At 70.0% G+C, this 20094-nt stretch carries 21 protein-coding genes; 10 read left to right on the top strand and 11 right to left on the bottom strand.

Going from position 1 to position 20094, the window contains the following annotated elements; translation table 11 throughout:
- Nucleotides 1–223 precede the first annotated feature (223 nt).
- The 3 genes from ACFQU4_RS23540 to ACFQU4_RS23530 are packed head-to-tail and all read left to right on the top strand — an operon-like array spanning nt 224 to nt 2780.
- Nucleotides 224–1231 (top strand): glycosyltransferase, encoded by a 1008-nt coding sequence (locus ACFQU4_RS23540; RefSeq protein ID WP_377496580.1) that lies wholly within the window; start codon nt 224–226, stop codon nt 1229–1231.
- Entirely contained in the window at nt 1228–2151 is a 924-nt protein-coding gene (locus tag ACFQU4_RS23535) for a glycosyltransferase family 2 protein (RefSeq protein WP_377496578.1), read from the top strand. Before ACFQU4_RS23540 ends, ACFQU4_RS23535 begins: the two co-directional genes overlap by 4 nt.
- A 44-nt stretch (nt 2152–2195) precedes the next feature.
- Nucleotides 2196–2780, top strand: coding sequence for a hypothetical protein (locus tag ACFQU4_RS23530; protein ID WP_377496576.1), 585 nt, complete (start codon nt 2196–2198; stop codon nt 2778–2780).
- On the opposite strand, the gene ACFQU4_RS23525 is transcribed toward ACFQU4_RS23530, so the two are convergent.
- Entirely contained in the window at nt 2777–3631 is an 855-nt protein-coding gene (locus ACFQU4_RS23525; RefSeq protein ID WP_377496574.1) for a helix-turn-helix domain-containing protein, read from the bottom strand. The two genes, ACFQU4_RS23530 and ACFQU4_RS23525, sit on opposite strands and share 4 nt — an antisense overlap.
- 98 nt (nt 3632–3729) lie before the next feature.
- On the opposite strand from ACFQU4_RS23525, the gene ACFQU4_RS23520 reads away from it, so the two are divergent.
- Together ACFQU4_RS23520 and ACFQU4_RS23515 are read left to right on the top strand one after the other, a co-directional pair.
- Nucleotides 3730–5469, top strand: coding sequence for a hypothetical protein (locus ACFQU4_RS23520; RefSeq protein ID WP_377496572.1), 1740 nt, complete (start codon nt 3730–3732; stop codon nt 5467–5469).
- Entirely contained in the window at nt 5466–6539 is a 1074-nt protein-coding gene (locus ACFQU4_RS23515) for a Gfo/Idh/MocA family protein (protein WP_377496569.1), read from the top strand. The genes ACFQU4_RS23520 and ACFQU4_RS23515 overlap by 4 nt, the downstream gene beginning before the upstream one ends.
- 15 nt (nt 6540–6554) lie before the next feature.
- Here the strand turns inward: ACFQU4_RS23515 and ACFQU4_RS23510 are convergent, their stop codons facing one another.
- From ACFQU4_RS23510 to ACFQU4_RS23490, 5 genes are read right to left on the bottom strand one after another with little or no spacing between them, the layout of a single operon-like run.
- Nucleotides 6555–7736, bottom strand: coding sequence for a hypothetical protein (locus ACFQU4_RS23510; protein WP_377496567.1), 1182 nt, complete (start codon nt 7734–7736; stop codon nt 6555–6557).
- A gap of 16 nt (nt 7737–7752) precedes the next feature.
- The gene (locus tag ACFQU4_RS23505) at nt 7753–8871 is read right to left on the bottom strand and encodes a DUF1972 domain-containing protein (RefSeq protein ID WP_377496565.1); all 1119 of its coding nucleotides are present in this window, start codon (nt 8869–8871) and stop codon (nt 7753–7755) included.
- 1 nt (nt 8872) lies between these two features.
- The gene (locus tag ACFQU4_RS23500) at nt 8873–9304 is read right to left on the bottom strand and encodes an adenylyltransferase/cytidyltransferase family protein (protein ID WP_377496563.1); all 432 of its coding nucleotides are present in this window, start codon (nt 9302–9304) and stop codon (nt 8873–8875) included.
- Nucleotides 9301–10071, bottom strand: coding sequence for a CDP-alcohol phosphatidyltransferase family protein (locus ACFQU4_RS23495; protein ID WP_377496560.1), 771 nt, complete (start codon nt 10069–10071; stop codon nt 9301–9303). Before ACFQU4_RS23495 ends, ACFQU4_RS23500 begins: the two co-directional genes overlap by 4 nt.
- A 19-nt stretch (nt 10072–10090) precedes the next feature.
- Nucleotides 10091–10474, bottom strand: coding sequence for an adenylyltransferase/cytidyltransferase family protein (locus tag ACFQU4_RS23490; RefSeq protein WP_377496558.1), 384 nt, complete (start codon nt 10472–10474; stop codon nt 10091–10093).
- 199 nt (nt 10475–10673) lie between these two features.
- On the opposite strand from ACFQU4_RS23490, the gene ACFQU4_RS23485 reads away from it, so the two are divergent.
- The gene (locus ACFQU4_RS23485) at nt 10674–11573 is read left to right on the top strand and encodes a siderophore-interacting protein (RefSeq protein ID WP_377496556.1); all 900 of its coding nucleotides are present in this window, start codon (nt 10674–10676) and stop codon (nt 11571–11573) included.
- Nucleotides 11574–11604: 31 nt separating this feature from the next.
- Nucleotides 11605–12408 carry a GNAT family N-acetyltransferase gene (locus ACFQU4_RS23480; protein ID WP_377496553.1) on the top strand — a complete coding sequence of 268 codons (804 nt, stop codon included), beginning with the start codon at nt 11605–11607 and terminating at the stop codon, nt 12406–12408.
- Here the strand turns inward: ACFQU4_RS23480 and ACFQU4_RS23475 are convergent, their stop codons facing one another.
- Both ACFQU4_RS23475 and ACFQU4_RS23470 read right to left on the bottom strand, forming a co-directional pair.
- Complete coding sequence (locus ACFQU4_RS23475; protein ID WP_377496551.1) at nt 12409–13305, bottom strand: phosphotransferase; 897 nt, start codon at nt 13303–13305, stop codon at nt 12409–12411.
- Nucleotides 13302–13877: a TetR/AcrR family transcriptional regulator gene (locus ACFQU4_RS23470; protein ID WP_377496548.1), complete on the bottom strand. Its 576-nt coding sequence runs from the start codon at nt 13875–13877 to the stop codon at nt 13302–13304. Before ACFQU4_RS23470 ends, ACFQU4_RS23475 begins: the two co-directional genes overlap by 4 nt.
- 102 nt (nt 13878–13979) lie before the next feature.
- Between ACFQU4_RS23470 and ACFQU4_RS23465 the strand changes: the two genes are divergently transcribed.
- The 3 genes from ACFQU4_RS23465 to ACFQU4_RS23455 are packed head-to-tail and all read left to right on the top strand — an operon-like array spanning nt 13980 to nt 17448.
- Nucleotides 13980–15752 (top strand): ABC transporter ATP-binding protein, encoded by a 1773-nt coding sequence (locus ACFQU4_RS23465; RefSeq protein WP_377496546.1) that lies wholly within the window; start codon nt 13980–13982, stop codon nt 15750–15752.
- Nucleotides 15753–15797: 45 nt separating this feature from the next.
- Nucleotides 15798–16439, top strand: a complete 642-nt coding sequence (locus ACFQU4_RS23460) for a DedA family protein (protein ID WP_377496544.1) — start codon at nt 15798–15800, stop codon at nt 16437–16439.
- A 16-nt stretch (nt 16440–16455) separates the two neighbouring features.
- Nucleotides 16456–17448, top strand: coding sequence for an RNA polymerase subunit sigma-70 (locus ACFQU4_RS23455; protein WP_377496541.1), 993 nt, complete (start codon nt 16456–16458; stop codon nt 17446–17448).
- Between the two features lie 70 nt (nt 17449–17518).
- Here ACFQU4_RS23455 and ACFQU4_RS23450 read toward each other — a convergent pair whose 3' ends face one another.
- The 3 genes from ACFQU4_RS23450 to ACFQU4_RS23440 form a co-directional block, all read right to left on the bottom strand.
- Complete coding sequence (locus ACFQU4_RS23450) at nt 17519–18019, bottom strand: DoxX family membrane protein (RefSeq protein WP_377496538.1); 501 nt, start codon at nt 18017–18019, stop codon at nt 17519–17521.
- Nucleotides 18020–18180: 161 nt separating this feature from the next.
- Nucleotides 18181–19533: a polysaccharide pyruvyl transferase family protein gene (locus ACFQU4_RS23445; RefSeq protein WP_377496536.1), complete on the bottom strand. Its 1353-nt coding sequence runs from the start codon at nt 19531–19533 to the stop codon at nt 18181–18183.
- A gap of 45 nt (nt 19534–19578) precedes the next feature.
- Nucleotides 19579–20064 carry a hypothetical protein gene (locus ACFQU4_RS23440; RefSeq protein ID WP_377496534.1) on the bottom strand — a complete coding sequence of 162 codons (486 nt, stop codon included), beginning with the start codon at nt 20062–20064 and terminating at the stop codon, nt 19579–19581.
- Between the last annotated feature and the right edge of the window lie 30 nt (nt 20065–20094).

The following is a 20094-nucleotide window of genomic DNA, read 5'->3' as shown; positions in this document are numbered from 1 at the left end:
GCAGGGCAACGACGAGCAGAAGGGCCAGCGCGCGACTCGATGCACGACTGGCAGACTTGAAGCTGCGCATTGACTTCCCCGACATTGTGCGTGCCACCGCGGCCCCACACCGCTGTCAGCACTCCCCCTGAAACGCCGACCGTAGGCCGACTCAGGGAAATGCTAACTGATCGGCGCGTGCATTTCACCTGGTCCGACAAATCTCCCTGCGACACTGGTTGCCGTGCCACGCCTCACCGTGCTGCAGTCGTTTCCGACGCCGCGGCCGACCACCAATCCGTACCTGATCATGCTCGCCGACCGGCTCGAGCAGACCGGTCAGGCCCGGGTGCTGACCTTCGGCTACCGAACCGCGCTGTTCGGTCGCTACGACGTGTTCCAGGTGCACTGGCCGGAGATCCTGCTGCACGGGTCGAGCCCGGTGAAGAAGCTCGCCCGCCAGCTGCTGGCGCTCGTTTTCATGATCAGATTGGCGGTCACCCGGACCCCGGTGGTCCGCACCGTGCACAACGTCGAACGGCCGGACGGCCTGTCCCGGCTGGATCACCGGCTGCTCGACCTGATGGACCGGCTGACCACGCTGCGGGTCCGGCTGAACCGGCTCACGCCGGTCCCGGCCGGAGCGCCGTCCATGATCATCCCGCACGGCCACTACCGGGACTGGTTCGCCGGGCAGCGCCCGGAAACCCTGGTACCGGGGCGAATCGGCTATGTCGGCCTGATCCGTCGCTACAAGGGTGTCGAGCGGTTACTGGAGGCCTTCGCCGGTACGGACGGCGAGGTCACCCTGACGATCGGCGGCCGGCCGTCCACCGCCGAGCTGGCCGAATTGATCACTGCGGCCGCGACCGCCGACGCCCGGATCTCGGTGGTCCCGCGGTTCCTGGACGACGCCGAACTGGTCTCGATCGTGACCGCGTCGGAGCTGATCGTGCTGCCGTACCGCTTCATGCACAACTCCGGCGGCACCCTGGCTGCGCTGTCGCTGGGCCGGCCGGTGCTGATCCCGGACAACGAGGTCAACCGCGAGCTGGCCGAGGAGACCGGGCCGGGCTGGGTGTACCTGTTCGACGGCGACCTCCGGCCGGACGACCTGATCACCACCCTGCAGCAGGTCCGCCGGCCCCGCACGGCCGAACCGCGCCTGGTGGGCCGCGACTGGCCGGCGGTCGCGGCGGCCCATCTGGCCGGCTACCGGCAGGCGATCGCGATCCGGCGCGGTGGCCGATGAAGATCACCGTCGGCATCCTGACCTTCCGCCGCCCGGAGTCGCTGGCCGCCTCGCTGCCGGTGGTGCTGGACCAGCTGGGCAAGGACCCGGAGCTGATCGCCGAGATCCTGGTCGTCGACAACGACCCGGACGGGTCGGCCAGGTCCACCGCGGAAACCTTTCTGGACCAGGGACTTCGCTACCTGGTCGAGCCGGAACCCGGCATCGCCGCGGCCCGCAACCGGGTGCTCGCCGAGACGGCCGGTTCCCGGTTGTTGATCTTCCTGGACGACGACGAGGTGCCGGAGCCGGACTGGTTCGACGCCCTGCTGCGGATCTGGCGGCAGTCCGGCCGGCCGGCGGCCGTGATGGGCCGGGTGTTCTCGGTTTTCGATCATGATGTCGATCCGTGGGTGACCGCCGGCGAGTTCTTCCGCCGGCGCCGGATGCCGAGCGGCACCGAGCTTGACGCGGCGGCCGCGGGCAACCTGCTGCTCGATCTTGATCAGGTCCGCCGGGCCGGCGTCCGGTTCGATCCCGCGCTCGGCCTCGGCGGCGGCGAGGACACCCTGTTCACCCGGCAGCTGCACGCCGCCGGCGGCCGGATCGTCTGGTGCGACGAGTCGGTGGCGGTGGACACGGTGCCGGCCGCCCGGACCACCCGGCGCTGGGTGACGGCCCGGTCCTGGAGCCAGGGCAACAACCAGGTCGCCGTCGAACTCCGGCTCGCCAGCGGCCCGCTCGGGCGCGGCTCCGTCCGGATCCGTGCGGTGCTCGGTGGACTGGTCCGGGTCGCCGGCGGACTGGCCCGCGCCTTCGCCGGGATGATCACGAGATCGTTGCGGCACCGGGCCCGCGGTGTCCGGACCGCCTGCCGCGGCGGCGGCATGATCGCCGGCGCACTCGGCGCCCGCTACCGGGAGTACGCCCGGGAGGCGTAGCGGACGCCGCTACGGTGAGATCTCGATGATCACCGAGGAGGACCATGACCGAGCCGATCGTCAAGCGCGGCATCAAGATCACCGGCGAGAACCCGATGATCGTGCTCTATCGAGAGAACACCGAGGACGACGTCGTCGCGCTGGTCAGCATGTGGACGGCGACGTACTCCCCGGCCGGGACCGGGCGGGCGTTGCTGATCTGGGTGGATCCCGAGTACTCCGGCCTCGGCGCCGACGCGCCGGTCGGCATCTACACCGACAATGCCGCGCTCGCCGACTACGTCTGGCAGAACTTCTACCGTGACTACGCACGGATCCGCGGTCGCGGCATCGAGACCGCTCCGCCGATTCCCGCGCTCTTCACCGAGACCTCGGGTGGGGACCGGTTCCATCGGATCACCTGCGCGGCCGGCCCGACCATGATCGAACTGGAGTGGCGCGACGTGCTCGACTGCAAGCAGGTGATCACCTACCCGCCCGGCTTCGAGTGCACCGTGGTGGTCTGCCCCTGCGCCCACGGCGAGATCCGGGTCAACGGAGTGGCCGCGCGGGGCGAGGTGCACCAGCCCGAGGAGTGGGCCGGCAGTTCGGCCGCCCTCGCCTTCGCCGAGACCTGGCGGGAGATCTAGGAGCTCGGCCTGGGCGAAGGGTCCGGGACCCGGATCGCCGCGTGCCGCCGGCGGTAGGCCGAGGGCGGGACGTCGCAGTGGGCGGTGAAGGCCTCGTAGAAGCGGGACAGGGAGCCGAACCCCGAGCGGTGCCCGACCTCGGCGACCGACGCGTCGGTGGTCAGCAGAATCCGTTGTGCCACAGCGATGCGGGAGCTGGTGAGGTAGCTGTTGATGGTCCGGCCGAGCGCCTGTTTGAAGATCGCCATGGCGTGGTGCGGATGGACGTGGATGGCGTCGGCGACGTCCTTGACCCGCAGCGGTTCGTGGCAGTGCAGGGCGATGAAGTTCGCCATCTCGGCGGCCTGGGAGAGGACGGACCGGGCTGCCGAACCGGGGTGGTCCGGGGTCGCCGCCGGCGACTGCAGGACGCGGGTGATGAAGGCCCGGAGTTCGAGCGCCACGAGTTCGCGGTCGTCGGCATCGGGTGCGGCCAGGTCACGTTCCCACTGCTGCAGGTGCCCGGCCGAATAGAGCGCGCTGACGTCGCGGGTGCCGATGATCACCTCGCCGTCGAGCAGTCGCCGGACCTGATCGGCGGCCAGCGGCCAGGTGAGGAACTGGGCCAGCGGCACGGTCGCCCAGGTCATCCGGACCAGCGGTCCCTGCACCAGCAGCTGGTGCGGTTGCGCGGCCCAGAAGACGGCCGCCTGGCCCGCCCGCAGCGTCAACGGGCGGCCGCCGATCAGGTACTGCAGCGGATCGCCGGCGTAGTTCAGTTCGATGTCGTTGTGCTGATGAGCCTGGACCATCGTCGGCGACCAGAGTGTCTGGCACGCCATGCCGTAGGTCGCCGGTTCGGTGATCGTCACCAGAGTCCTCCGTTGGCCACGGTGTTGATCTGAGGATACCGGAAGTCTTGCGGGCAAGACCGGAGGAACGTTCCGCCTTCCCCGAATATGGTCGCGCCATGAACCCGATCAGACGACGATCACTGCTCGGTGCCGGGACCGCGACGGCCGCGTTGGCCGCGTCCGGCTGGCTGGCCGGCTGCACCGGCGATCAAGGTGGCGGCGGCGACCGGCCGAAGTCGTTGCAGGACGTACCGATCAAGGAACTCGGGCCGGAGACGCCGGACGTCCACTATCCCGAGGGCTACGTCGGCGCGCGGGCCACGGTGGTCGAACCGTTCGGTGACGGCAGCACCGAGTTCCGGGTGGTCGTACCGCAGGACGCCGAGGTGGTCGGCGACTGGAACAAGAGCTCGATGACGTCCTGGTTCGAGAAGCGCACCGGGGTCAAGATCAAGTTCACCTCCGTGCTGGCCGCGGCGACCGACGGTTCGCCGGACCTGACCAAGGTCAACGCGATGCTGTCGTCCGGTGATCTTCCGGACGCGTTCCTCGGCCTGCCGTTCTCCAACGACCAGGTCTCGCTGTACGGCCAGCAGGGGCTCTTCGTCGCCCTGGATGAGTACATCGACGTCTACGCACCACACATGCGTCAGTTGCGTACCGACTATCCCGGCCATCAGGCGCTGACCCAGGCGACGGACGGGAAGGTCTACCAGTTCGCCGGCATCAACGACTGCTACCACTGCGCCTCCAGCCCCGGCCGGGCCTGGATCAACCAGCGCTACCTTGACCAGGTCGGGGCGGAGCTGCCGACCACGACCGAGGAGCTGCGCGAGGTCCTGAAACTGTTGCAGGAAAAGGATCCGACGCCGAAGCGCAACCTGATCCCGTTCGCCGCGAGCGTCGAGAACCCGGTCGACACCTTCATCATGAACGCGTTCCTCTACAACCCCGGCGGCACGGCCAACGGCGGCTGGCTGGCGCTGACCGACGGACGGGTCGAGTTCGTCGCGACCAAACCGGAATGGCGCGAGGCGCTGCGCTTCCTGCGTACCCTGCACGACGACGGGACCCTCGGCCGGGATGCGTTCACGATGACCGACGCCGCCCTGCTGCAGGCCGGCAACCAGGGCCGGCTGGGCTTCGTCCGGGCCTACTACTGGGGCTCCTTCAGCGACATCGCCTACAAGCCGGGCGCGCTGTGGAAGGACTACGTGGCGGTGCCGCCGCTGCGCGGACCGGCCGGGGTGCAGTACGCGCGCTGGGACCACTTCGGCTACAAGACGTCGCCGATGGTGATCACCTCGGCCTGCAAGCAGCCGGAGATCCTGGTCCAGTGGGCCGACGCGCAGATGGAGCTGGAGGCGTTCCAGCACCACGTCGCCGGCAACCAGGGCGAGAACTGGGACTGGTCGAAGAAGGGTGCGAAGGGCATCAACGGCAAGCAGGCCCTCTATGAGCTGAAGGCCTACCCGCCGCCCGCCGGGACCTCCTGGAACCAGTACGGCGCGATGTACAACTCCAACGACGCCCGGCTCGGCATCCAGATCAACAAGGCGAACCCGAACTTCGAGGCCGAGCTGTACCGGTCCGCCCAGTCCTATCAGCCGTTCGCGGAGCCGGAGGCCATGCAGGTCCCGCCGTTGATCTTCAACGAGGCCGACGCCACGGCGAAGGCCGACACAGCGGCGACGATCTACAACCGGGTCCGGACCGCCATGGCGGCGTTCGCGATCGGGGAGACCGACATCAACGACGACGGTGCCTGGAACGAGTACGTCACCTCGTTCGACGCGATCGGCATCCAGGCCTACCTCGAGCTGCACCAGCAGGCGTACGAGAACCGGCCGAAGTGACAATCCCGAAGGTACGCCGGCTCGGCGTGGTCGGGCTGGGCGAGGGCCGCAGCGTGCTCTCCGCCGCGCAGTCGTCGGCCCGCTGGGAGATCGCCCGGATCTGTGATCTTGACGAATCCCTGTGTCGGCAACGGATGCGGGAGTTCGATCTCGATCACTGGACGACCAGCTACGGCGACCTGCTGGCGGACCCGAAGATCGACACGATCGCGATCTACACCCCCGACCAGCTGCATCTTGATCACTGTGTACGGGCCCTGGCGGCGGACAAGCACGTGATCTGCACGAAGCCGCTGCTCGACTCGCTGGCCGGGGCCGGCCGGCTGCTCGACGCGGCGCGCCGGTCGTCGGGGCGGCTGATGGTGGGCCAGAGCACCCGGTTCTTCGAGCCGATGATCAGGCAGCGGCGCGACGTCGAGGCCGGCCGGCACGGCGAGCTCGTCGCGGTCGACGCGCACTACCGCTCCGACTCCCGTTGGTTCCTGAGCCGGGACTGGAGCACCGGCACGACCTTCTCCTGGCTGTGGAACTTCCTGATCCACGCGGTCGACCTGGTCCGCTGGTACCTGCCGGACGTGGACGAGGTGACCGGCTTCGGCACCGTCAGCCCGAACACGCTCGGCGCCGGTCTCGACCGGCCGGACTCGCTGCGGTTCGTGCTGCGCGACTCGGCCGGCCGGATCGCCACGGTGTCCGGCGACTACACGCTGCCGGCGATCGACCGGTCGCTCGAACCGGCGATCGGTTGTGTGGTCCGCGGCACCGAGGGAACCAGCCGGGCCGATTACCCCGGGCTCACGTACCACACGCGGTTCGCCGGCCAGGCGCCGCAGACCCAGGACTTCGGCCGGATGGCCGGCCATTACTTCCGGTTCGGCGGGACCAGTCACCATGCCGGGGAGTACCAGAACTACCTGGACTACTTCGCGACCTGCCTCGACGCCGGGACCGACCCGGCCCCGGGACCGGAGGAGGCCATCGGGACCCTCGGCCTGCTCGAGGCGATGGAACGCAGCATGGACCACGGCGGCCGGCCGGTCCGCCCGTCCCAGCTCCTGGCCGACCTGTGACCCCGGGCCGGGTGCTCAGTCCGCCCAGTTCCCCAGTGCGAACTGGATCGTGTTGTAGACCAAGATCAGCAGGCCGATGATCATGATCGGCCAGAACCGGAACACCCGGGGCCGGGTCACGGTCAGCGACGCCAGCAGGATGAACAGCGGGAAGACGGTGAGGGTGTTCCGGGCCAGCGAGAGGTACGTGTTGCTGGTCATCAGCGACACCGCGGTCAGCCCGGCCAGCAGGGCGGCCGGCCAGTCCCGCCGGCGCAGCAGCAGGATCACCGCGAGGCACAGCCCGATCGCGAAGATCAACTCCAGCACGCTCTGCACCCGCCAGTCCGGCAACGGCTCGGCGACCACGTGGATCAGCTGCTGGCGCAGGGTCTGCCAGGGCCACTGGGTGCTCCGGTTCCAGCCGTCCCGCTGGGCGTCGAACCAGACCGTGAGGCTGCCGGTCCGCCACCACAGCCAGCCCAGGTAGAGCGCGGCGCCCAGCCCGCCGGCCGCGACCATGATCAACCGGTGCGGCCGGAAGCTGCCCGGGTGCCGCCGGACGTCGACCAGGTAGAGCACGATCAGGGCCGGGATCAGGAACAGCCCGCTGACCCGGGTCGTCGTCGCGATCATGCCGAACAGCGCGGTCAGCAGGTAGCGGCGGCGCAGGCAGCACCACCAGGCCGCGGTGGCGCCGAGCAGGAACAAGGCCTCCGAGTACGAGACGACGAGGAACAGCGCGTACGGACCGGCCAGGAAGAAGATCACCGCCCGCCGCGCCACCGTCGCCCCGTGCCCGTGTTCGGCGATCCGGTAGACCAGCAGCCCGGCCCCGAGGGAGCACAGCGCCGGCACCAGCCAGAGTGCGACGGTGCCCGCCGGCACCGGATCGCCTAGGCCGAACAGCCAGCCCACGCCTCGCGCCAGCAGCGGGTAGCCGGGGAAGAACGCGACCCGCTCGACCGTCGTCCCGTCCGCGCAGGCGGGACCGAAGTAGCCGGCCTCGAGGATGCAGGCGAAGTAGCCCGAATCCCAGTTGAAGAAGGTGCCGAACGGGCCCGGCCGGGAGTGCTCGGGCACCCCGGCGACGGCGACGACGATCCAACCGAGGCCCTGGATCAGGGCCCGGGCGGCCAGCCAGACGAGGACCGGGAACCGGACCCACTCCGGGATCCGCACCAGCCGGTTCCGTACCGCGGTCGCGACCGTCGTCATGATCGGGATCGTCGGCTCAGGCGGCCTTCGCCGACCGGGCGGCCAGCCGGTGGCAGAGCCGTTCGTAGCCGTCGGCCACGTCGTCCCAGTCGTAGCGACGGATCGCCTCCTGCAGCGCCGCGCCGGCGGCCCGGACCCGGTCCGGTTCCCGCTCCGCGGCCATGATCTCGGCCGTCACGTCGGCCGGCCCGCTGAAGTAGCCGCCGTGACCGCCGATCACCTCGCGGTTGAAGATCACGTCGTACGCGATCGGGTACGCCCCCGCTCCGGCCGCCCGGAGCAGCGACGGATTCGTACCGCCGACGGAATGGCCGTGCAGGTAGGTCCGGCAGTGCCGGTACAGCTGATCGAGTTGATCTTGGTCCCAGATGGCACCGAGCAGCCGGACCCGGTCGTCGGCGGCCGCCTCGACCCGGGCCGTGTAGGCCTCCGCGTACGGTGCCGAGCCGACCACGACCAGCGGCAGCCGCGCCCTGCTGGCCACGTAGCCGGCGACGATCTCGCGGACATGGTTCTCCGGCTCGAACCGGGCCACCACCAGGTGGTAGCCGCCCGGCTCCAGGCCGAGCGAGGCCAGCCGGTCGGTCATCGGCGAGAGGTTGATCGGCGCCCCGTACGCGATCATGGTCGTCTCCGCGTCGAACTCGCTGCGGTAGTAGTCGGCGATGCCCCGGGCGTCGGCGATCAGGTCGTCCGACCAGCGCACCGCGAGCCGCTCGGCCAGCCGGTAGTACCGACGCCCCAGCGAGCCCCACTTGCCCCGCTGCCATTCCAGCCCGTCGACGTGGGTGGCGACCGGGATCCGGCGGGCCCGGATCACCGGCAGCAGGAGCGCGTTGGCCGCGTTGAACACCAGCGCCACCTGGATGTCCCGCAGCGCCGGGTTGATCACCGACAGCGCCGTGTGGGCGAGCGTCTCCAGGGACCGCTTGCGGACGATCGGCAGCTCGACCCGGCGCATCCCGAGGTGCTCCTCGCCGGGCCCGTCCGGGTCCGGCCGGCAGAACACCGTGACCTCGTGCCCGCGCTTGGCCAGCCGGCTGCCGACCTCCTCGACCGCGGTCTCGAAGCCGCCGTACCGGGCCGGCACGCCGCGGGTCCCGATCATCGCGATCCGCAGCTTCGCGCCGGCCATGTCAGGCCCGCCCGGTGACGGTGGTGCGCAGTACGGTGCTCGAGGTGTGTGCCGTGTAAGGGAAGTAGCGCACGATCACGCCGACCGAGGCCATCGCCTGTTCCAGCCGGTCGCCCTTGGGAGTGCCCCGCCAGTCGTCGCCCTTGAAGATCACGTCGAAGCCGTAGCGGCGCCAGGCGTCCAGCTTGTCGCTGGCGTGATCGACGACGACCTCGTCGACCAGGTCCAGCGCGCCGACGACCTCGAGCCGCTCCACCAGCGGCACCACCGGCCGCTTGCCCTTGGCCGACTCGAGCACCTCGTCGGTGACCACGCCGACGATCAGCCGGTCGCAGTGCGCGCGGGCCCGCTGCAGGATGTTCAGGTGCCCGATGTGGAACATGTCCCAGGCGCCGGGAACGTAACCCACCAAGGCCCGGCGCGCCCCGCTCACGGAGCGACCCGCTTCATCGCCTGCACGTCGGAACGCCATTTGATCACCACCAGAAGGAGATAGCCGGCGGTCGCGACCGCCATCAGGGTGTAACCGACCGGGAACACCCAGGGAACGCCCCAGAACAGGAAGAGCAGGCAGAGCAGGCCGTAGTCGGTCGGCAGCTTGAGCAGGGTCTTGATCAAGGAAGCGGCCTGCGGCGGCGGTGCCGCTTCACCGCGCTCGGCCCGGGCCAGCCGGCCCATCAGGTCGACCAAGATCATTCCGAAGAAGTGCACGCTGGACACGAGCGCGGAACCGATCGGGACCAGCAGCAGCGGCTCCGGCACCTCGGGCACGAACCGGTCGGAGTAGCGGAACCAGGAGATCAGCACGACCAGATGGACCGCGACCACCTTGACCGCGTCGATCATGTGGTCCAGCCATTCACCGTCCGGGCTGCCGCCGCCGCGCAGCCGGGCCAGCTGGCCGTCGGCCGAGTCGAGGGCGTACCCGATGATCAGGCCGGCCCCCACCGGCAACCCGAGCCACCAGACCGGCGGGACCAGCGCGAGCACGCCGATCGAGGCGAAGGTGAAGACGGCGCTCAGTCCGGTGACCTGGTTCGGGGTCAGCCCGAGTTGGTACGCCGACGCGGCGAACACCCGGCCGACCGGTCGGTTGACGAACAGCGAGTACGGCGGCGCACCCTTGCCGGACTTCTGTGCCGAGCTCAGTCGCCGCAGCGACGACCGGAAGGTCGACCGCGCTGAGCCTTCCATGGCCATCCAAGGCCCTCCATGATCATCAGGCCGAGATCGGCACGGCGCCGTCGCGGTCGGACCGCAGCGCCGCCTGCAGGGCGGAACTCGTCGTCGTCCGGCGCGGCGTCAGTTCCAGCTCGCGCACGCCGAACGGCAGGGAACGATCGACAGCGTCGCCATCGATCAGGAGCAGGGTCGCCGCAGTGGCCGATCCTGGCACCGCATCGTGCACGACGACCTCGTCGACGCCGCGCACATGCCCGACCAACGCCGTCCGCTCGGCCAGCGGAACCACCGGTGGCCGACCATGGGCGCGCTCGACCGCTTCGTCGGTATAGACACCTACGATCAGCCGATCGCACAGGCTGCGAGCCTGAGCGATCAGGTCGAGGTGACCGACGTTGAGCAGGTCGAACGAGCAGGCCAAATAGCCCAAACTCATACCAACCCCCGAAAGCACATTTCCCCCACGCATAAGGCCTCCCCCGAGGCCTGAGGAGAACCTTAACCCAGCCGGTACCACAGAACCAAGAGATTCGCCGCACACGATGCAGGGCCCGAAGATGTGCTGTACGGTAGGTGAGGCTCACCTAAGCTAGTCACCGTTCGCGCAAAGGGATCACTTCGTGACCGTCATCGAAACCGCGACCGCCGCACCGGTCGACACTCGGCCCTATACCTCGTTCATCGGCACGGTCGCCCGGGTCGTCGAGTTGTCCTCGTCGATGATCCGGATCACCTGCACCGGCCCCGACTTCGAGAACTTCGGACCCAGCCGCTACGACCAGCGGATCAAGTTGATCTTGCCCGTTCCGGGCCGCGGGTTCGCCGACTTCCCGACCGGCGCGGACTGGTTCGAGCAGTGGCGGCTGCAGCCACCGGAGCAGCAGAACCCGATCCGGACCTACACCGTGCGCGCCTTCCGGAGTGAGTCCGCGGAGCTGGACATCGACCTGGTCCGGCACGGGATCAACGGCCCGGCGTCGGCCTGGGCCAGCCAGGTCGCCGCGGGCGACCCGGTCGCCGTGCTCGGCCCGAACCGCCGCTACGACGGCGAACATGGCGGCGTCGAGTTCGTACCGCCGCCGGCCGGGACGCCGATGCTGCTGGCCGGCGACGAGACGGCCCTGCCGGCGATCGCCGCCATCCTGGAACAGGTCCCGGCCGACGTGCGCGGCAAGGCGATCATCGAGGTCCCGCACGCCGACGACCGGCTGGAGTTGATCAAGCCCGCCGGCGTGCGCGTCGAGTGGCTGATCCGCGGCGACGCCCCGGTCGGCCGGCCCATGATCGACTGCTTCGCCGGCCACGCCGCCGAACTGTTCGGCAGCCAGACCGGCACCGCGCCGGCACTCCCGGTCGAGGACGACGACCCGGAGCTCGAGCCGTGGGACGTCGCCGAACAGGGCAACTACGCCTGGATCGCGGGTGAGGCGGCCATGATCCGGACGCTCCGGCGCCTGCTGGTGAACGACCTCGGCGTACCCCGGACCTCGGTGGCCTTCATGGGCTACTGGCGGCTCTGAGCACCCTCGGGTACGCGGGTAGCCTGCCCGCGTGAGCGACGAGAGGGCGCGGCTGCTGGCCGCCTACGACGAGCAGCTGAGGACCCACGCCGAGGCCCAAGGGGCACAGGCGATGGACCGGCTCGGGCCGCTGTGGCTGGTGAAGAACGCAGGCGGGCGCGGGTTCATCACCTATCGCGATCTCGGCGGCGCCGACGCCGAAGAGGTACGGAAGCTGGTCGCGGCCGCACTCGCCCACTATCGCGCCGACCCCTCGATCACCATGATCGAGTGGAAGACCCGTGGTCATGATCACGCACCGGGACTCCACGAAGCCCTGCTGGAGCACGACTTCACGCCCGAGGAGCCGGAGTCGATCATGATCGGCGAGGCGGCCGCGCTGGCGGTCGAGGTGCCGCTGCCGGACGGCGTGACCCTGCGCCGGGTCGAGGACGACGAAGGACTGCTGCGGTTCTGCGAGGTCGAGGCGGCCGTGTTCGAGATCGACACTGCGCCGATGCTGCAGATCCTGCGGAGCCGGCTCCCGGACGACGACCTGCTGGAGATCTGGATCGCCGAGGCCGACGGGGTCGCGGTCAGCGGCGGCCGCCTGGAACTCGTGCGGGACACCGAGTTCGCCGGCATCTGGGGCGGCGCGACCCTGCCCGGGTGGCGCGGCCGCGGGATCTACCGTGCCCTGACCGCCGCCCGCGCCCGCTCGGCGGTCCGGCTCGGCCGAACCTTGATCAACAGCGATTCGACCGAGGACTCCCGGCCGATCCTGGAGCGCTACGGCTTCGTGAAGGTCTCCACCACCACGCCGTACAGCCAGACCCTCCGACCCCGGCCGGAGTGATCATTCCGCGGCGAGCCCGGAGATCATCCGCGCCGCGTGGCCGGCGAAGTCGAAGTCCTGGTGCTCGGGCGGACTGAGCCGCGAGCGGAGCAGCCCCCAGGCGGCCTCGAAGTGCCGGACCACCCACCGGGCGTCGCGCAGCTCCCCGGGCTCGAAGCGATGATCATCGCCGGCCAGGCCGGCGTACGCCTCGAGCAGTCCGGCTTCCGCGGCCGAGCCGGCCTCAAGCCCGGCGGCCATCGCGACCGCGGCGAGGTCGTACAGCCCGGACCCCGAGCCGGCGAACTCGAAGTCGATCAACCAGACCCGGTCGCCGTCGTCGATCACGTTGTTCGGCCAGACGTCGTGATGGGTGAGCACCGCGGGCCGCCGCCGGTCCACCCGGGCGATCGCCGCCAGCCGCGGCGCCACCCGGTCCAGTTCGTCCGGCAGCCGCAGCCCGAGCCGGACGGCCGCCCCGAGCATCCCCTCGATCTGCTCGAAGATCGTCGGCCAACCTGGTTCGGCCGGGATCGCGTGCAGCGCGGCGAGGGACGCGAGCAGCCGGCCCCGCTGCTCCGGATCGGCCACGGTCCGGTCGGTCCAGGTGCGTTCGGCCGTGACGTACGTGCTGACCAGCAGGCCGGCCTCGTCGTCGTACCCGATCAAGGTCGGCGCGACCCCGGCTGCAGCCGCTGCCTCGACCTGCCGCCGTTCGACGGCGGCGGCCACGCCGAGCCCGGTCGAGCCGGCGGCGTTGCGCAACCGGCCGACGTAGCGCGGCACCCCGTCCGGGTCCAGCCAGCGCCAGGCCCGGTTGTTCAGGCTCTGCACCTCGGTGATCGGCTCCACCCGCCACCGGTCGTCCACCGGCAGCCAGGAGGCAGCCAGCCGGATCGCCTCCGCGTCGGTGATCACGAACGGATGATCTTGCGCAGGGTGTTCAGGCAGTGCGTGGTCGCGGCATGCCGGTTCATCGTGCCGCCCCGTACCTGCGCCCAGGCGGTGAACAGCAGCGACCAGAGCAGGCCGGACATCCAGTCGGGCGGCATCGTGTCGTCGATCGACCCCTCGCGGTGACCGCGCATGATCAACTCCGCCAGGGCGGCATCGGCCGGGCCGCCCTCCTCGGCCCAGAACTCCTCGCTGTCCGGCTGGATCGACTGGGTGAACATCAGAGTCAGCCAGTCGCCGAGTTCGAAGTACTCCTGACAGAGCCGGACCAGCACCTCGTCGGCGGCGCCGTCGCTCAGCCGGGCCCGTTCGGTGGCCTCCTCGACCCGGCGCTCCGCCTCCTCGGTCAGGGCGGTGATCAACTCCGACCGCTCCGCGAAGTAGCGGTGCACGGTGGTCCGGCCGACGCCCGCCTCGACGGCGACGTCGGACATCGAGGCGCCCGGGTTGCGGGCCAGCAGGGCGACGGCGGCGTCGACGATCGCCCGCCGGGTGCGCGCCCGGGTGCCGGATTCGGCCGCGGAGGTCTCGGTCACCTCGCCCCCTTTCATCGCCGGACACGCTACACGTTCGGAACATAGCCACCCTATACGGAAATTCTCTTGTCGTAATGGAACAGGGCTGTACCATTTTTGACTATGGAGACCCACAAGCCTTCGTTCGCCCGCCTCCGGGTGCTCTGGTCCTTCGCCTATCCGCACCGTCGCCGGCTGCTGCTCGGCCTGGTGCTCGGCCTGGTCGTGTCCGCCGCCGGCCTGGCCACCCCGATGGTCACCAAGTGGGTGCTCGACACCCTGTCCGCCGGCGGCTCCCTGACCGCGCCGGTGCTCGGACTGCTGGTCCTGCTCGTGGTCGGGGCGGCGGTCTCGCTCTGGCAGTGGATCCTGCTCGGCACGCTCGGCGAACAGGTGGTTCGGGACGCCCGCCGGTCGGTCGTCGGCCGGCTGCTCCGGGCCAAGCTGGCCCAGGTCACGGCCCGGCCGCCGGGCGAGCTGGTCACCCGGGTCACCTCCGACACCGTGCTGCTCCGCGAGGCGGCGGCGTCCAGCGTGATCGGCCTGGTCAACGGCGCGATCATGCTGGTCGGGACGCTGCTGTTGATGGCCGTGCTGGACCTGGTGCTGCTCGGCACCACGGTGATCGCGGTGGTCGTGGTGGCGGCGCTGTTCGGCCTGTTGATGCCGCGGCTGGCCAAGGCCCAGGAGGCGGCGCAGGAGCAGGTCGGCCGGCTCGGCGCGCTGCTGGAGGGGACGATGCGCGCCATCCGTACCGTCAAGGCGAGCCGGGCCGAGGACCGGCAGGACGCCGCGATCGGTGCCGCGGCCGAGCAGTCGGCCGGTCACAGCATTCGGGCCGTCCGGCTCGAGGCGACCGCGTGGACGATCTCGTTCTCCGGGATCAACCTGGCGATCATCGCGATCCTCGGTTTCGGGGCCTGGCGGGTGGCCGACGGCGAACTCGCGGTGTCCAGCCTGGTCGCCTTCCTGCTGTACGCGTTCGGGCTGATGGGCCCGATCACCGAGTTGAGCCAGAACGTGACCGCGCTGCAGTCCGGGATCGCCGCCGCGGGCCGGATCCGCGAGGTGGAGGCGCTCGAACCCGAGGCCGCGACGACCTCGGCCGGGCCGCTGCCGGTCGATCTTGAGGGGCCGCTGGTCCGCTTCGAGCGGGTCGGCTTCGGCTACCGGACGGACCGGCCGGTGGTGTCGGAGATCGAGCTGGACCTGCCCCGCCGCGGACAGCTGGCGATCGTCGGCCCGTCGGGTGCCGGCAAGACCACATTGGTGTCGCTGTTGTTGCGGTTCATCGAGCCCGATCGGGGTCGGCTGCTGCTCGACTCGCGGCCGTACCAGGACTTCGCACCGTCCGAGGTACGGTCCCGGATCGCTTATGTGGAACAGGAAACGCCGGTGCTGCCGGGGACGATCCGGGAGAACGTCGCCTTCACCCACCCGGACGCCACCGAGGCGGAGATCCGGGCCGCCCTGGCCAAGGTGCAGCTGACCGAGCTGGTCGACCAGCTGCCGGACGGGCTGGACAGCCAGCTCAACGGTTCGACGATCTCCGGCGGTCAGCGGCAGCGGATCGCCCTCGCCCGGGCGATCCTGCGTTCACCGGATCTGTTGATCTTGGACGAGGCGACCGCGCAGATCGACGCGCTGACCGAAGCGGCCGTCACCGCCTGCGTCGCCGAGCTCGCTCGTGATCATGCGGTGCTGACCATCGCGCACCGGCTGTCCACCGTGCTGGATGCCGACCGGATCGTGGTCCTCAACGAGGGCAAGGTCCGCGCCGTCGGTGATCATCGGCAGCTGCTCGCGACCGACGAGCTGTACCGGGAACTCGTCGCCGCACTGCGGATCGCCGACCGTGCCGAACCTGAGTCGGAGCCCGCCGGCGCCGGGGTATGACCCGAGGACGACTGCGGACCTTGGCGAACTCGTTAGTCTTGGCGGGTGCCAATCGACTTCGACCTGATCGCCGACTGGGCCGTCCAGCTGATGGAGCGGCTGGGCGCCCCCGGCGCCGGGATCGCCATCGCCCTGGAGAATCTGTTTCCACCGATTCCCAGCGAGGTGATCCTGCCGCTGGCCGGCTTCGCCGCCAGCCGCGGAACCTTCCCGATCTGGCAGGCGATCCTGTTCACCACGCTGGGTTCGCTGGTCGGAGCGATGGCCCTGTACGGCATCGGCGCCGCCCTGGGCCGGGAGCGGATGCGCAAGATCGCCGTCAAGCTTCCGTTGATCAAGGTCTCCGACGTCGACCGCACCGAGGCCTGGTTCAGCAAGCACGGCGCGAAGACGGTGTTCTTCGGCAGGATGATCCCGATCTTCCGGAGCCTGATCTCGATCCCGGCCGGGATCGAACGGTTCCCGATCCCGTTGTTCCTGCTGCTCTCCGGCAGCGGCAGCCTGATCTGGAATTCGATCTTCGTCACCGCCGGCTACGTGCTCGGCGAGAACTGGCATGTCGTCGATCAGTACGCCGGGATCTTCTCCAAGCTGGTCATCGTCCTGGTCGTCGCCGCGGTGGCGATCTTCATCGTGCTGCGGGTCCGGGAACGGATGCGCGACCGCAAGGCCACCTCGACCAACTGAGCCGGGACGAGGTCAGGTGACCGACCAGGGCATCGAGCCGGCGGCAGCCGACCTCGCGGCCGCGCAGGCCGGTGACGGCGCGGCCTTCGACCGGCTGGTCGCGCCGCTGCGCCGGGAACTGCACACCCACGGCTATCGGATGCTCGGCTCGGCCCACGACGCCGACGAAGCCGTCCAGGACGGACTACTGCGGGCCTGGCGCGGCATCGGCGGCTTTCGCGGCGAACCGGCGGCGCTGCGCTCCTGGCTCTACACCGTGATCACCCGGGTCTGCCTGGACAGCCTCAAGGCCCGGACCCGGCGGGCGCTGCCGTACGACTTCGGACCGGCCAGTGATCGGGTGCACCTCGACCCGCCCGGCCGGACCGATCTCCCCTGGCTCGGGCCGTACCCGAGCGAGGCGTCCCCGGAGGACGGCTACCAGCACCGGGAAACCTTGGAACTCGCCTACGTCGCGGCCTGCCAGCGACTGCCCAGCAACCAGCGCGCGGCGTTGTTGCTGTTCGACGTGGTCGGCTTCGACGTGGCCGAGATCGCGATGATCATGGACACCTCGACGACCGCGGTGAACTCTGCGCTGGCGCGGGCCCGGCGGGCGCTCGCGGCCGACCCGCACGGCCCCGGGGAACGCCCCGACGACGAGCAGCTGCGGGCCGCCGCGGCCGCGTTCGCCAACGCCCTCGAGCACGGCGACCTGGACCGGCTGGTGGCCCAGTTGGCCGCCGACGTGAGCTGGTCGATGCCGCCGATTTCCGTGTGGTACCAGGGACTCGAGCGGGTCTCCGAGTTCGCCGCGCAGGTCCCACTGGCCTGCGGCAGCTGGCACTGCCGGGTGGTCGAGGCGAACGGGCGGCCGGCGGTGGCCGGCTACCTCCGACGGCACGGCGACACCGCGCACCGCGCCTGGTCGCTCTCCCTGTTCGAGGTCCGCTCCGCCCGGATCTCCGCGATCACGTCGTTTCTCGGCGAAGATCACTTCACCCGGTTCGGCCTGCCGGTCGCCCTCTGATCAGGACGCGAATCGGCCCGGTCACCCCACGGTGGGGTGCCGGGCCGGTTCGCGGATGATCTTGCTCGGCTCATGCTTCCTTGCCGGTCCGCAGCCGGGCGCCGAGCGCCTGGGCGGCCAGCACCAGCGCGCCGCCGACCAAGATCAGGTCCTTGAACACGTACTGACCTTCCAGGGTGGGCAGGCCGCCCGGGAACAGCCGGTCGGTGAACAGGATCAGCGGCGACACGATGCCGGCCAGCGACATGCCGAGTACGACCACGCCGAACCGGGAGAACAGGCCGGTCAGCATGGTGAGGCCGACGATGCATTCGGCCACGGCCACGAACAGGACGGCCGGGTAGCCGCTGAGGATGCCGAAGGAGAGCTTCTCGATCGTCATCCGGGACAACTCCTCGGCCGGGCTGGCGCCGGGGAAGAACTTCAGCACGCCGAAGGCGAGGAACACGATGCCGAAGGTGCGCTGCAGGATCGAGACGCTGTGCCTCGACAACAGGCCGGCGACGACCTCGAGCGGGTTGCGAACGGTGTTGGGCTGGGGCAACGGCCGCGGTGCGGTCTGGGTTGACATCGGAAGGCTCCACTCTGTGGTGATCTTGAACGGGACGGCACAAGACTCCATCGAGAGGGCCTGCCGCCACATCCGATGCACAGCGACAGTTGGGTACGCGATCGCATGTAAGGGGGATGCCCCAGAGCACGTACGGGGATCCCCTTGGTTCGTTCGGCTTTCTAGCCCCGGCGGGTGCGCCGGAGCAGGCGCCGGACCCGACGGGCGGCGACCGCCCAGGACAGTCGCAGTTCGCCCGCGTCCCGGTCGATCCGGACCAGCTGCCGGCGCTTCCCGGCCTCGGCCGCCCGCTTGAGCGCGTACAGCTGCTCGGGGTCGGCACCCATCAGGGTTTCCACCGGCGGCGGGAAGTCGGCCGCGGCCAGTTCGGCGTCGAATCGCTCGGCGCTCTCGCCGGGCAGGTAGACGTGCCGCAACTTGTGTCGGTCCAGGAAGGCGGTGAAGGTCTCCCACCGCTCGGCATGACCGGCGTTGAGCGGCTCCCAGTCGGCCTCGGCGTAGAGCTCGGCGGCGTCCGGACGCTCCGGCAGGTCGGTGATCTTCCGGTGCGGGATCCGGTGGTACTGGGCCAGCTCGAGGGTGCGCGAGTCGTGCGCCAGCACCAGGGCCGGCGTTCCGGCGAGCAGGGCGGCGATGTTGCCGTGGATCCGGCTGCCGAAGGAGAACTCGTACTGCGCCAGATGCTCGAACCAGGTGCGCGGATCGAGGAAGAAGCGGACCCGGTTCTGCCGGATCAGCGGGTGGTCCAGGGTCACCGGTACCCCGGTGGTCCGCATCTTGGCGCGCTCGCCCATCGGGTAGTCCCCGTTGATCATCAGCTCCAGCGTCTGCCAGTTCTGGGCCTGGTAGACGAGGTTGGGGTAGCGCTCCGCGTGGTCGAGCGAGATCGGTCCGAGCGCGGCGACGTACGGCGAGATGTTCAGCGCGATCGGCGACTCGGCCGTGAGGGTGTCCACCTTGCGGTTGACCTTGAGGTCCGGCCCGTACATGAACATGGACGGGCAGCCGATCACCTCGACCTCGTCGGCGGCGAAGCCCAGCGAGGTGAGGTATTCGAGGGTGAACTCGCCGCGGACCCCGATCGTCGGGGACTGCCGCAGCACCGCGCGGACGAAGCGGCTGACCGCGCGGTCCAGCACCTCGGCGTCACGGCGGCGACCGCCCAGGGTCGCCTGGGCTCCGACGCCGACCACGGTGACCGGGATGGTCAACTGCTCGAGCAGCTCGGACAGTCGGTCCAGCTGACCCGTGTAGTTGGGCCGGAAGGCGTTGGCCAGCGGGATCACCAGGTGGTCGAACTCGGCGTTGATCCGGTCCGGCGGGTGCCGGAACAAACCGGTGGTGATCTGGGCCCGCTCGGTGGAGAGCAGGCGCCGGACGGATTGGCTGAAGACCAGATTGCCGGTGTTGCCGCCGATCAGGTCCTGCCGCAGTGTCGCCTCGGCCGAGGCGACCCGGAGCGGGTCCTTGTGGGCGCGGAGCAGCAGTCGGTGCGAGTGTGATGATTCAGTCATGATGCTGGCCGGGAGTCTATCGTTCCCGGTCAGTCGTCGTTCGGGTCATCCCTCGATCGGCCAGTCGTAGCGGCGCAGCGCGGCCCGCGCCTCCTCCTGCCCGACGTCGAGCTTCTTCCGGATCAGGTCGACGTCATGGGCGTCGCGGAGCACGAGGTGACCCTCGTCGAACATGGCGACCGCGACCTGGGAGCGGGCGAACCGGGTCTTGTCGGAGCCCACCACGATGGTCAGGTCCCGGGCGGTGACCCGGAGCCCGACCAGGCCGCCGAGCAGGATCAGCCCGAGCACCGCCCCGACCACTCCGCCGATGACGATCAGCACCCAGGCGCCCCAGGAGTTCACGGCCCGCTGCAGCAGCTGCATCGGCTTCTCGAACGGGAGCCCGCCGATGCCGAGCGCCCAGTTGATCACCAGCGGCGCGATCCAGCCCAGCAGCAGGCCCGCGACGACCGCGCCGGCGAACAGGATCGCCTGGTGCGCGCCCTTCGTCCGAAGTTCGATCGCGTCGTCCGCAGTCTTCTCGTTCACGTACACAATGAAACATTGATGTGCCATTTT

Source organism: Microlunatus sp. GCM10028923 (genome assembly GCF_042666975.1).
Taxonomy (GTDB): Bacteria; Actinomycetota; Actinomycetes; order Propionibacteriales; family Propionibacteriaceae; genus Microlunatus.
Note: the sequence above shows the minus strand (reverse complement) of the source record. Positions and strands in the feature narration are given on the sequence as shown.

What these genes read in the sequence shown, in the direction of transcription:
- ACFQU4_RS23445 (WP_377496536.1), bottom strand. Translation starts at nt 19,533, where the DNA reads ATGACTGAATCATCACACTCGCACCGACTGCTGCTCCGCGCCCACAAG.
- ACFQU4_RS23465 (WP_377496546.1), top strand. Translation starts at nt 13,980, where the DNA reads ATGGAGACCCACAAGCCTTCGTTCGCCCGCCTCCGGGTGCTCTGGTCC.
- ACFQU4_RS23510 (WP_377496567.1), bottom strand. Translation starts at nt 7,736, where the DNA reads ATGACGACGGTCGCGACCGCGGTACGGAACCGGCTGGTGCGGATCCCG.
- ACFQU4_RS23495 (WP_377496560.1), bottom strand. Translation starts at nt 10,071, where the DNA reads ATGGCCATGGAAGGCTCAGCGCGGTCGACCTTCCGGTCGTCGCTGCGG.
- ACFQU4_RS23505 (WP_377496565.1), bottom strand. Translation starts at nt 8,871, where the DNA reads ATGGCCGGCGCGAAGCTGCGGATCGCGATGATCGGGACCCGCGGCGTG.
- ACFQU4_RS23520 (WP_377496572.1), top strand. Translation starts at nt 3,730, where the DNA reads ATGAACCCGATCAGACGACGATCACTGCTCGGTGCCGGGACCGCGACG.
- ACFQU4_RS23535 (WP_377496578.1), top strand. Translation starts at nt 1,228, where the DNA reads ATGAAGATCACCGTCGGCATCCTGACCTTCCGCCGCCCGGAGTCGCTG.
- ACFQU4_RS23450 (WP_377496538.1), bottom strand. Translation starts at nt 18,019, where the DNA reads ATGTCAACCCAGACCGCACCGCGGCCGTTGCCCCAGCCCAACACCGTT.
- ACFQU4_RS23530 (WP_377496576.1), top strand. Translation starts at nt 2,196, where the DNA reads ATGACCGAGCCGATCGTCAAGCGCGGCATCAAGATCACCGGCGAGAAC.